Annotated in this window: 10 protein-coding genes; 8 read left to right on the top strand and 2 right to left on the bottom strand. The window is 35.9% G+C overall.

The features are described from left to right. The first annotated feature begins 129 nt into the window (after positions 1 to 129). Together FC57_RS09555 and msrB are read left to right on the top strand one after the other, a co-directional pair. Positions 130 to 411, top strand: a complete 282-nt coding sequence (locus FC57_RS09555; protein WP_007125326.1) for a hypothetical protein — start codon at positions 130 to 132, stop codon at positions 409 to 411. Positions 412 to 425: 14 nt separating this feature from the next. Then, on the top strand, positions 426 to 866 hold the full coding sequence (msrB, locus tag FC57_RS09550; RefSeq protein WP_007125327.1) for a peptide-methionine (R)-S-oxide reductase MsrB: 441 nt from the start codon (positions 426 to 428) through the stop codon (positions 864 to 866). 55 nt (positions 867 to 921) lie between these two features. Here msrB and FC57_RS09545 read toward each other — a convergent pair whose 3' ends face one another. Next, positions 922 to 3,303: a Xaa-Pro dipeptidyl-peptidase gene (locus FC57_RS09545; RefSeq protein ID WP_007125328.1), complete on the bottom strand. Its 2,382-nt coding sequence runs from the start codon at positions 3,301 to 3,303 to the stop codon at positions 922 to 924. Positions 3,304 to 3,555: 252 nt separating this feature from the next. On the opposite strand from FC57_RS09545, the gene FC57_RS09540 reads away from it, so the two are divergent. Continuing rightward, positions 3,556 to 4,368 carry a TIGR02452 family protein gene (locus FC57_RS09540; RefSeq protein ID WP_007125329.1) on the top strand — a complete coding sequence of 271 codons (813 nt, stop codon included), beginning with the start codon at positions 3,556 to 3,558 and terminating at the stop codon, positions 4,366 to 4,368. A gap of 75 nt (positions 4,369 to 4,443) precedes the next feature. Next, positions 4,444 to 5,052 (top strand): PH domain-containing protein, encoded by a 609-nt coding sequence (locus FC57_RS09535; protein WP_007125330.1) that lies wholly within the window; start codon positions 4,444 to 4,446, stop codon positions 5,050 to 5,052. 54 nt (positions 5,053 to 5,106) lie between these two features. Here FC57_RS09535 and FC57_RS09530 read toward each other — a convergent pair whose 3' ends face one another. Then, a complete protein-coding gene (locus FC57_RS09530) occupies positions 5,107 to 7,200 on the bottom strand; it encodes a hypothetical protein (protein WP_007125331.1) in 2,094 nt (697 codons plus the stop codon). A 282-nt stretch (positions 7,201 to 7,482) separates the two neighbouring features. Here FC57_RS09530 and FC57_RS09525 point away from each other — a divergent pair, with 282 nt between their 5' ends. The 4 genes from FC57_RS09525 to FC57_RS09510 all read left to right on the top strand — a co-directional run bounded on the left by FC57_RS09525 (position 7,483) and on the right by FC57_RS09510 (position 12,216). Then, the gene (locus tag FC57_RS09525) at positions 7,483 to 7,812 is read left to right on the top strand and encodes a hypothetical protein (protein WP_007125332.1); all 330 of its coding nucleotides are present in this window, start codon (positions 7,483 to 7,485) and stop codon (positions 7,810 to 7,812) included. 93 nt (positions 7,813 to 7,905) lie between these two features. After that, positions 7,906 to 8,718 (top strand): Cof-type HAD-IIB family hydrolase, encoded by an 813-nt coding sequence (locus FC57_RS09520; RefSeq protein WP_007125333.1) that lies wholly within the window; start codon positions 7,906 to 7,908, stop codon positions 8,716 to 8,718. A gap of 340 nt (positions 8,719 to 9,058) precedes the next feature. Continuing rightward, positions 9,059 to 10,636 (top strand): ATP-binding cassette domain-containing protein, encoded by a 1,578-nt coding sequence (locus FC57_RS09515; protein WP_007125334.1) that lies wholly within the window; start codon positions 9,059 to 9,061, stop codon positions 10,634 to 10,636. Continuing rightward, positions 10,636 to 12,216, top strand: a complete 1,581-nt coding sequence (locus FC57_RS09510) for an ATP-binding cassette domain-containing protein (protein ID WP_007125335.1) — start codon at positions 10,636 to 10,638, stop codon at positions 12,214 to 12,216. The genes FC57_RS09515 and FC57_RS09510 overlap by 1 nt, the downstream gene beginning before the upstream one ends. Positions 12,217 to 12,285 lie beyond the last annotated feature (69 nt).

The following is a 12,285-nucleotide window of genomic DNA, read 5'->3' as shown; positions in this document are numbered from 1 at the left end:
ATTTCAATCGTCCACTTTAGTGGGATTGTATCAATTCATTTGGCGCTTTTTTTCATTTAAATGAAAAAAAGAATTTGTGTTTTTGGATTAAAATAGAAGTAGAGAATCTTTAAATAGGAAGTGTCTATCATGAATGATAATACAGTTTATGTAATTAATGGACGACGGTATGCACGTAATGGAGAAATTATAGAAAGCAATGTCCATGTCTATAGTTCTTATCAGAATGTAATTGCTGCATTTAAGCCATTTTTAGAGGTGCCTAATAAAGAGGTTCATATGAATGGTAAAAACGAAATGTTGCAAGTGCGGATCTATGATCCAGCTAACGAGTTTTTAACTAGATATCGTTTTGATATTTATGAAAAACAAATTGATAATTTCTTCCCAAGTACTACCGAACATATTTAGTAGGTCGATGAATTATGACATTAAGTAAAGAAGAAAAAGAGCAGGCTTTGAAAAAGCTATCTGAAGAAGAATATAACGTCACTCAAAGAGCGGGTACTGAATATCCTTTTACTGGAAAATATAATAATTTTTATGAAAAGGGTATTTATGTAGATATTGTTTCTGGAGAGCCACTTTTTTCTAGTCAAGATAAATATGATGCAGGTTGTGGTTGGCCTAGTTTTACTAAGCCAATCAAGAAATTAACTTATCGGCGTGATCAGTCGTATGGGATGGAAAGGACTGAAGTGAGAAGTCCAGAAGCTCAATCTCATTTGGGACATGTTTTCACTGATGGTCCCGTAAATCGTGGTGGGTTGCGCTACTGCATTAATTCAGCGGCACTGAAATTCATTCCTTATGATGAATTAGAAAAAGCTGGATATGGTGAATATAAGAAAATATTTGAACAATAAAAAAATTGAGAGTTACTTAACTCTCAATTTTTTGTTTATTCAATATATCTCTATTTTATTTTTCGTAGAATTTAATTTCAGTTTGAGCTAAATCAATAGTATAAGTTTCTTCTTCAAGTGGACGCTTGGTCATTCCTTCATCTGTTGAATAGATAATCAAGGCTAACTTACTACCAGATGGCAAAGTGTAATAAGTAGGTTGAAGCAAGAAATCTAGATCATAGAATTTATCAGCTTCGATTTTTTCAGGCTTTTTCATATCCTTAAAGTTTTGCATATTCATGTGTGCCTTAGTAATTAACTTAGCTTTGGTCTCTTTATCAGGTACGAATTCTTGCAAAGTATCAGTTCCAAATCTGTAGCCTAATTCTTGACCACCACGCATTAAAAACTTAGGTGTGGCAGTCAGACGTTTTCTTTTGCCTAGGTCGACTAATGCAACAGAAATTTGTCCCTTTGGTAAAGATCCTTTAACGCGTACTTTAACTTCAGGACGACCAACTATAGTTGTTGGATGGATGAATTCATCTGTTTCGAAACGTAAGCTTGGTTTAGCCCACTTTTCATCACCACAGATAAATTTATATTGCCAATCACTTTCTGAAATACCAGCTTTTTTGAATTCGATGCCGCCTTTATCTGTGAAGGATTGTTCTGCTTTACCATTTCCGTCTTCGTATAAGTTGCCCTCATCAGTTGGATAGTATGTTTTTGCATGACCTAATTGATCATTCCAATCAGGTTCTTCATGCCATTTATCAGCTTGCAAATTATCTTGAATCATGACTGTTGGCCATTGGTTGTAAGCATTGTTTTCTACGCCCAAGAGTTCATGGACAAACCAGAGGTTCATCAGGTCGGTGAAGTCGATGGAGACGAAATTGTTCATGTTATAGTGTGGACCCTGGTGCAAGAAGAGGTGATGTTTCATTGGCATCTTGGATACTAATTGCCAGATCTTGTAAACATTCTTAGGTTTAACATTCCAGTCGTTTAAACCGTGAACAGAGATCCAGGAACACTTAATGCCATCTGCATGGTGGCGATAGTTTCTGGCTTCCCAGAAGTCGGAGTATTGACCGGTCTTGCGGTCTTCTTTTTCAAACAGTTCTTTCTGCATCTTGTCGTATTCTGGTTTGATCTTCAAGTAAGAGCCGGCATCCCATAAGTTTGATTGACAGGTTTCTGCTAATAAGTCTAGATCTTCACCTTGACAAGCTTCTGGAGCAATTACTAAACCATGTTCACGATAATAGTCATACCAGGAAGAAATAGCAGCTTCTGATACCACAGTCTTAAGACCTTTTACGCCAGTAGTAGCGATAGCAATTTGCAAAGTACCAAGATAGGAGCGACCAGTCATTCCGATGTTACCGTTGCACCAATCAGCCTTAGTTTGAACAGTTCTAGTATGGTCGGTGTAAGCTATGCGATCGCCATGAAGCCATTCGATGACAGCAGCTGCTGATTCAGTTTCTTCAGGAGCACCTGTAATTCTCACACCGTCACTGCCACGCGTACCGATAGCACCGGCGAAGACACTTGCAAAACCGCGTGCAAGCATATACTCGTTGAGTGGATAGGATGATTTGTGGACAGCTTCTTCAGTAGCAGGGTGGTTAGAACCATCAGGCTTTTGTGCCTTAACTTCTGGTGAATGAACGTATTTTGGATTGTTCCACGTTGAGGCATCTTCAAGTTTTTCGTCAACATTGTGGTTACGCTTTTCATTCGCAATAATTCCGCCAAAATATGGGGAAGCTGTATAAAGTGCAGGCACCTTAAGTCCTTTTTCAGTTTCAGCGGGGCGAAAAATAGTAACTTGAATAAGATCGCTCTTGCCATCGTGATCCGTATCTAGGTCTGTTTCAACATAAACAACCTCACGGATAACTTTATTAGTGTCAAATACAGGAATTGACTTGCCATTGAAGAATTTGAATTTATTTTGACCCCAGAATTGAGTGAAGTAGCCTTTACCAGCCATAACGTCAAGGAGAATTTGACCATTCTTAGTCCGTGTGTTAAGTAGGCGGTAGAAAGCAGAGATCAGCTTGTGGGTGTCGCTAATATCTTGAACAAATGGAAGGGCGTTTTTTTGCATAAAACCGGTTGGATCAGTGAAGTCGTAGTCATAGTGAACGTGGTAGCCGAGCAATTGTAATGCAACGTTGTAGAATTGTGCGGTACCGATTGACTCCGGCTTTTCCTTTAAAAAGTTAGCGAAAGTTTGCTTGGCAGATACGGCGAATTCGTTAAGCTTGGCCGTTTTGGCTGCGTCGGTTTTGGCCTCGGCGATGACGTTTTTTACCAACTTTGCGAGCAAGTCGCTGAAAGACCAGTCATCGTAGTTGCGTGGCAGGAAGTTGATATCGATTAATTCTTTAACTTGTTGATCAAAGCTTGTTTCAACATAAGCGTATTGATTATATTTCATGTGTTTCTCCTTTGCAGTATTTGTTACCTTCTAGTTTACCCGTTTAGATAGGATACGAGCAATTATTATGAAAAGGTTTTGGGAGAATTTTTAATGAAAGAAAATATTTAATATTGTTAAAACCTTTTAAATAATAGCAATTATGAATCATGCGATGAAATCATAGCGATTTAGAGTAAAATCGAGGTAGGAAAATAGACAGAAAATTCTATGTTAGCACCATAAAAAAATTAAATTTTGGAAAGGAAAATTATGGCAGATTTGAGGAATAAACGCGCGTATTACCGTGAGGTTGCACGCAAGCATGAGGTAATGGTTGAAAAATTATTCCAGCATCAAATTAATGATTCGATTGCCGGTACCGTAGTCTACGACGTAGATGCTTTTACTGAGCAAAGGGATGCAGATTTTAGTAAAAATGCTGAACAAATTGTCTGGCCACTGGCTACAGATCAAGCTGCGATTAAAGCCTTCAAGACTTATAAGCATCAAAAAATAGCCGCTCTAAATTTTGCTTCCTACACTAATCCTGGTGGTGGCTTCTTAAATGGTGCAATGGCCCAAGAAGAAGCAATTTGTACTCAGTCAAATTTATATCCAGTGATTTCCAGTCAACATGATTTTTACGAATGGAATAAGCAGCACTACAATCACAGTATATACATGAATCGTGCACTTTATTCGCCAGATATTTTGTGGGGCACAAGTAGCGTGCCCCAAGGCAAGAGTGATGTGATTACTTGTGCCGCACCTAATAAAAGTGTTGGTCGTCGCAACTTGCGTGATATCGAAGCTGAGATGAAGTTCTACAGTGATGCTGATAGCGCAATGTTGAATCGAATGAATTTTATTAAACAGATTGCAGAAGATCAACATGTAAATGTGCTGATCTTAGGTGCTTGGGGAGCTGGCGTTTTTGGTTTTAAGTCTGATGAAGTAGCTAAAATGTGGCGTAAAGTTTTTGATAAGCCTACTAGTATTTCAACTGTAATCTATGCCATTATTCCAGATGAACGGAATCATAGTAAAGCAATAGAAGATTTTAAGCGAGTATTTGAAAAATAAAATAATTTTTAAATTTCTTCTTTTGCTAAAATTAGTTCATAATATAGATAAAATAAGCACACTAAGGAAAAATTTATGGGACTTTTCGATTTATTTAGCAAAAAACAAAAGAAAGCAAATCAAACATTTTTAGCTCAACAACGCAGTCAACAAGCTATTGCAAAAATTAAAAAGCTGGATTTGCCAGCCGATTTTAAACAGCAATTGATTGATGCGGAAGTTTATGAGATCTGGCTCAGCAGCAAGGAACTCAGGCCATTAGTCAATTTAATGCAAGATGGTGAAAAAATTGAGTATGCAACAGTCGGTATCAATGAGAAGAATGCAACAGTTTTGCTAGCTTGTACCAATCAGCGTTTGATTATTTTAAGTAAGAAAATGACGGGTGAAAGTGGCAAGACGATTCCCTTGGCTCAAATTAAGAGCGTAGTTTTGAAGCACCAACTGATGTATGACGAGTTGACCTTGATTGTTGGCAACGATACGTTGGATATTAATTCGATTGATAAGACGACTGCTCCAATTTTTGCCGAAAATTTGAAAAAGTGGTCCAAGATAGCCCAAGGCAATAGCAACTTGGATGAACAAGTGGAGCAGATCAAGAAGCTGAAAGAACTGCTAGATCAAGGTATTTTGACCGAAGCAGAATTTAAAGCTAAAAAGAAGAAAATTTTGGATATTTAAATCAAAAGCTGAAGTTCTAAAATCAAGAACTTCAGCTTTATTATTTATCTACAATTATTTTTGCTTTATCTTCAGGATTGCTTTAACCGAAATGGTTTCCATTTGTCCAGAAGCAACATTTTTAACTCGAAGCATCTGGTTGACTAATGATTTTTCAGCAGCTGCCATAATTTCTGTCACTGCTTGTTCTGCATCTGCGACCGGATATTCATAAACTGTCTCATCAAATGCCGTGATTAGCAACATCGTTGTAACTGCTTGCTTTTTCTCTTTTGCTTCGGTAGGTTGGACTTCAGGCTTTTGAGCAACCGCAGGTTTAGTTGCTGTTTTTTCAATCTTTGGAGTAGTCGACTCAGTTGGCTTTGGCTCAATCGGCTTGGCCGGTTTAGTCTTCGTAACTTCTGGTTTATCTTTCTCGACTAGCTCCGTTGGCTGAGTTTTCACAAATTTGATTAAATGCTTCTTAACATCGATCGGCTCAGTCTTCTTAGGTTCAGTTGGTAAAGGTAATGGTTTATCAACCGGAATCTCACGTTTCTTAACTACGCCAGTCTTATTAGGTAACAAATCTTGTACGCTTTTACGAGCTTTGAATAACTTTAGTACCTTTGGACCATAAATGTTGATTGAGTAGTGTAATCCGTTAAGTGGGAAAAATTCCTCTTGTTTAATACGTGTTTCAACTTCACTGCGGTTAATACCCGTCTTTTTGGCAATGTCATCTGTTGTATAAATAGGAAAAATCTGCTTTAACCGTTCAACCGTAGCTCCATCTTGAGCACCGATTACTTGACGAAGTAAATTCCAGGTTTTACTATCATATCTTCTAGTTAAGCCACTTTCTTCTATTGGTTTAATTAAGCCTTGTTTTCTAGCATTTTCAACTAAGGTTTTATCAACACCCAGATTCTTTGCTAAATCTAATTCAGATAAATCAGAGGTTGGACGCAACGAATCAATTTCGCTAGCAATCTCTTCTGTGTGAACCTTTTTGGCTAGAGCCCAGTTCTGATAATTAGCAATATAGCTGGATTCACCTTCTTCAGGATGACGCCACATAATATATCCTAAAAATGCGTTCGGGTTGGATGGAACCGGTACGAAAGGATGTGGCGTAAGCAATTCAAAATCAGTTACCATATTGAAAACGCCACTGTTAGATGGGGTTGCTTCGCTGGTAAAACGAATAATATCATTGGTGTGTAATTCGCCTAATTTCTTAATGTCACTAACATAGGGTAGATAGTATTTAGCAAAAACTAAGCGGTCGCTATCTTCAACGGTGACGTTCTTTACTTCAAGTTGTGGCATTTTGTGAGCAATATTTGGTAGCTTGACCGCATGGCTGCGTACCACTGTAGCTGAATATTGCTGCTTATTTTTATCAATTAAAGGTAAGACATCATCCGATTCACCTTGTTGTAGATTCTGCAAACGTTGTTGGAACTTTTTGTATCGACTTGGCTGAAACTTGGCATCTACGTGCGCACCATTTTCTGCAAAAGCAGCACGATTTTTGGTTAAATAATTTTCAGTGTAATTCTTCTTGGTTAAATTATTATTTTTTAATTCAACTACCCAGGAATCTTGGCGATCATAGCTGCTGACAAATGTTTCTGGTTTATTGGTACCAATGAACATGCCAGCTTTTTTAAGATAGGTGGCAACTAAGCCATATTTTCCTTGACCATACTGTTTAACTTGACTGTAACCTTCGATATAATCACCAATTGCTAATTGCTGATCTGGATGTCCTAGATACTTGATATTATCGATATTCAACCATACATGATAATCTAAAATCTCCAATTTCTTAGAATAACAAGAAATTTTATCGATTAATAATGAACCATTGAGATTAGTTTTATTTGGTAAGGTTACATCACCTAAAACGCCGAGCCATTTTACCCAAGTGTCAGAGTCAAAATATGGTTTAAGCCGAATATGAACGGAATTGGGATGCATATATTTATTTAATTGATTGTCAATTACCTGGTTTCTGACCATATTAAAAGCAATTGCCTTATTGGTAGACCGTAAATCTTTAATCTTTACATAATTGATATTTAATTGGTCTTCTTTATCGTGATTCTTTTGAAACTTATGTCGATTATTATGCAAAAGTTTCTTTAAATTCTCGGGTTTCATAATATTCCTTCATTTCTATTTATATTTCTGAACTTATTCTTTTAAAAGGTACAAGTTAATCATCTCTTTATTTTCATTATAGATTACTTGAAAATTAATAGACAAAGATGACAAATTTTGTTTACTTTTAATCTTATTTGACATTGAAAAAAGATACAGTTTTAATTAATTGTCATTTGGCTTGAACAGGAACTCTTACAATTTAAGTAAAATTAACTTCGACTTAAACAAATTTTTAGAAATCTTCGCAATAATACCTTTAAAAAACACAGGGGTATGAGTATGGGATTCTGGACTTTTTATGTTGCACCACTATGCGTAGCAATTATGTTGGTATTAATTGGTAGTCAGTTTATGTTACACAAGGTTAAACTAGTTGGTTACTTGTTATATTTCTTAGCAGGAATTGGTTACGTTATTGCAGCTATATTTGCTGTATTTTATATTTATGTAGCGATTCTTGAATTAGTGACACCTGACTCGCTTTCGCATTGGGGCTGGATAATGTTTTGGAATGACAATCTTGCATTTCTTGCTGTGACAGTGGTTCTATTGTTGATTAATATTGTTGTTTTACGACATGGCAGAAAAGTTCGTTTACAGGTTAGATAAAAGGTGGAAGAGATATCTAAATATAGATACTCTTCTGCTTTTTCTTTTAAAAATGATAATATTAAAATAGTAGTAAATTTATGAGGTGAAAAAATGTCATTACCATTTAAAGCGGTCGCAGTCGATATGGACGGAACTTTCTTAGATGACCGTAAACAATTTAATCATGAACAATTCGATCAACTTTTAAATGAATTCGCTAAGAGAGGTGTGCACTTTATTGTTGCTTCTGGGCGTCCCTATGCGAGATTAAAGCAAGATTTTAGTGGCTTCTGTGATCGTATGGATTTTGTAACCTTAAATGGTTCAAGATTGATTATTAAGGGTCAAGATGCTGGTGGCTTTCCACTTGCTCGTGAATATGTACTCAGTTTAATTCGTGACGTACATGACGAATATGGCAAAATGGCTACGATGGTGTTTGAGAAAGACGTGGCCTATTTGCATACAGAAGTTCCGAAGGAAGAGCGGGACTTTTTGGCTTACTTTGCTGGTAAGAGTGCAGTCCTTGATGACTGGAATGATTTACCTCACGAAGATATTTATCAAATTACTTTCAATATGGATAGTACGCATGCGTCTAACATTGAAAAACAATTTAATGATAATCATGTTAATCAAATTTCTGCTTTTGCTTCTGCAACTTCTGCTATTGATGTGAATGTCCAAGGCATTAGTAAAGGTACTGGTTTGGAACGTTTGCTAAAAAAGATGGGCATGACAGGCGATGATCTGATTGCTTTTGGTGACGGTGGCAATGATATTGCTATGCTTGATTTTGCTAAATATTCTTATGCAATGGCAAATGGTATGGATAAGGTGAAAAAGCATGCTAGATTTATTGCCCCAGCTAATACTGAGAATGGGGTATTTAGAGTTTTGCAAGAATATTTAGATGAAGAATAAAGAAATTATTGCAAAATGAAAATAATATGATATAGTTTTAATTAACTTATAGAAAAGAGGAAATTGCCATATGATTCGTTTACTGAATCTCTAATATTTGATTTGTTGACAAGCAGAAAAAGTTAATTTTTACACTTTATTTAGTGTACCCATTTTTCAGCTCGCATTTCATATATTAGCAGTAAACGAATTAAGGGGGATTTTCTCGTGAAAATCTGACCTTTATTTGTTGCACTGTTAATTCGAATGCGAATAAGCAGTGCTTTTTCTTTGCAACAAATCATGATTAGGGATAACCAATTCGTCAATATGTTATTGCAGAGAATAATGAGGAAAACAAATGGGTTTAAAAGAATATCTGAGAATAAATCGCCAACGCGCTTTTTTAGTATTATTTTTGATTACGCTGACTCAAGCAACAACAACGGTATACACTTATCTGACTAGTCCAGAGCTAAATGCTATTTCCCAGGGAAATTTTGTGCTGTTCATTGAGATGATTGGCGTGCAATTTATTATTGGACAAATTTGTAATTCTAGTTTCAATATTGCCAGCGTGCAGAATACTAAACAAACACAGAATCTGTTTCATAATGTACGTCAAAAGATCGTTCATCATTATTACCAAAAACCTGATAAAGTTAGTGAAATGGAAAATCATTTAGGTAACGATTTGCAGATGATCCAAACAAGCTATTATGATGTCTATTTTTACTTTGCCTGTGACTTGATTTATGTTGTGTTTACTATAGGGACGTTATTTACTTTTCACTGGATTCTAGTGGCTTATAGTCTATTGATTACGCTTTTGGCTATTGCGGTGCCACGACTTTTGGAAAAGTACACAAATAAGGCTACTGAGCAAGTTTCATCTAAAAACGCTAGATTTTTAAATACAATTGCAAATTGGTTTGATGGTCTAGAGGAGCTAAGAAGATATAAAAATAAGGCGATTTTGAAGAAAAAGATAGCTAATTCTAGTAATGATTTGGAACAAAGCGAGTATCGTCGAGACAAGACTTTAATTTATGTTGAGTTAGTTGCGGCTATCTTTGATGTTGCAGGTCGTGTAGGTGTTCCTGTTATCGCCGGTATTTTGTTCTTTAATCATCAGGTAAGTTTAGGCGCGATTTTGACGGCAGGTTACTTTGCAAATGGAATTTTTTATAGTGTAAAAAGTTGTGTGACTAAATATGCGCAACTTAAGTCGACACGAACCTTGCGTAACCGTTTAGCAGAACTGCAGAAAATGTCTTCTGAAAAAAATCATGATTCTATTGATGAGATTGCAACAATTGAGGTTAAAGACTTGAGTGTTGAATACTCACAAGGTGAACAAATTAGTTATCCTGATTTTACTATTCATCGTGGTGAAAAGATTTTGCTGACGGGAGATAGTGGTACGGGTAAATCAACTTTATTTAAAACAATGTTAGGTCAAATTGAGCCAACAAGCGGGGTGGTGATTTATCGTAATCAAGCTGGAAAAGTCATCAAACCTGATCTGAATCAAATAGGTTATCTGGCACAGGATTTGACCATGTTTGATGCAACGATTTTAGAGAATATCACAATGTTTGATCAACAATTGAATGATCAGGTTAAATCGGTTGTTGAAGGGAACGCTTTTTCAGCTGATGTAAGACGACTAAAAAATGGATTAAATACTCAATTAAAGGTAAAACAGGATCTTCTCTCAGGTGGGCAACGACAAAAGGTTGTGCTTATGCGAGCTCTTATTCATAAAAAGACTCTCCTTTATCTTGATGAAGCGACAAGTGCAATTGATCGAGAAGCCACGACTAAAATTTTGCGTAATTTGGTAGGGACTAAAAATACTGTCCTTATGATTGCTCATAATTTAAGTACTGACCAGAAAAAGCTATTTGATCGTGAAATTCATTTGGAGGGTAAATAATGAGCTGGCAAGAATTATTTAAATTAAATCCATGGCGCTTTTGTGTAGGAATTCTTTTGCAAATGTTGGGTGCAGTTGGAGAAATTGGCGTAGCTTATTTATTAACGTTACAGTTTGATGCCGTTCGTAGTCGTGATTTACGCATGTTTGTTTTCTGGAGTGTACTGCAGATTATTTGCTATGTTTTGACTTATTTATCATATAATCTAGCCGGAATTATTTGGCAGAAACATGTGCAAAACTATCTCCATTTGATTCGTCAAGAATTAACGGATCATTATTTTGAAGATGGTAAAAGTCATCTTTCTAGTAGTGTTCAGAATAGGCTAACTAATGATTTAACTTTGTTACACAATGATTACTTGAATTCATTTCGTTACGTTGCAGGAATGGCAATAACAATTTTAAGTGTTGCTTTAACGTTATTTACTTTTCAGTGGACCTTACTAATTACCTGTCTTGTTTTCGCAGGAGTACAGATCTATTTACCTAAGCTGTTGAATAAACCTTTGCAGAAGGCAATAAACCGGGTATCTGACACGAATAAGAAATATTTACAAACTTTAGGTGATTGGTTGATTGGCTTGTCCGAGATCCGAAGATATTTAGCTAGTCAGAAATTATTCAAAGTAATTGCTGAAAAATCTGGTCGGTTAGAGATAGCTAATATTCAGAAACAGAAAGTGGACCAAGAACTTGATTATTTGAATCAATTAGCTTATTCAGTAGGAGATGCCTTGATTTTTTTACTAACTGGCTTTTTGGTAGTTGAACATTTAGCTGTATTTGGTTTGATTGCTAGTATTGGGAATTTTAATAGTGCATTATTTGGTTCGCTTCAAGGCATTGCTAATTATGGTGGTCGAATGAGGTCAACTAAAAAATTGCGACAAGAAATTTTGAAATCCAGAAAAGAAGTTGAAAACAAGAAAGTTGCTAATTTACAACAGCCAGCTGCTTTTTCAATAAAGAACTTAGCAGTTGCTTTTGCAAATGGTGAAGGTGTAACTTTTCCTAACTTTGAAGTGAAAGCAGGAGAAAAAGTACTATTGACGGGGGATAGCGGAACTGGTAAAAGTACTTTATTCAAGTTGATTTTAGGTGAGTTGCAAGCATCTAGAGGTAAGATTCGATTTTTTGATGAAAATGAGAAATTAATTCACCCTGATTTAGCAGCAATTGGTTATTTGCCACAAAATCCAGTACTTTTTCCAGCAACAATAGCAGAAAATATTACAATGTTTAATGCTCGATTGAATGGCTTAGTAGCAAGTGCAACTAAAAAAGCACAGTTAGCAACTGATATAGCAAAATTCCCAAATGGTTTGCAAACAATAATTAATCTAGATAAACTAAATATCTCAGGTGGTCAAAGACAGAAAATTGTTTTAGCACGTGGGAAGGTACATCATAGTAAATTGCTTTTAATTGATGAAGGAACCAGTGCTATTGATCAGAAAGCAACTATGAAGATTTTAGATCAATTAGTGAAGACAGATACAACAATTGTGTTTATTGCGCACAATTTGAATGAAGGGATGCGTAATATCTTTGATCGAGAAATTCATTTAAGTAAATAATGATAAATAGTTAAAAAATATAGCATAAAGCCGTCTCAACGTATATTTTGATACATTCCCTGTCAAGTA

It is taken from the genome of Lactobacillus ultunensis DSM 16047 (assembly GCF_001436305.1).
Taxonomy (GTDB): Bacteria; Bacillota; Bacilli; order Lactobacillales; family Lactobacillaceae; genus Lactobacillus; species Lactobacillus ultunensis.
This window is presented reverse-complemented; position numbering and strand designations above follow the sequence as displayed.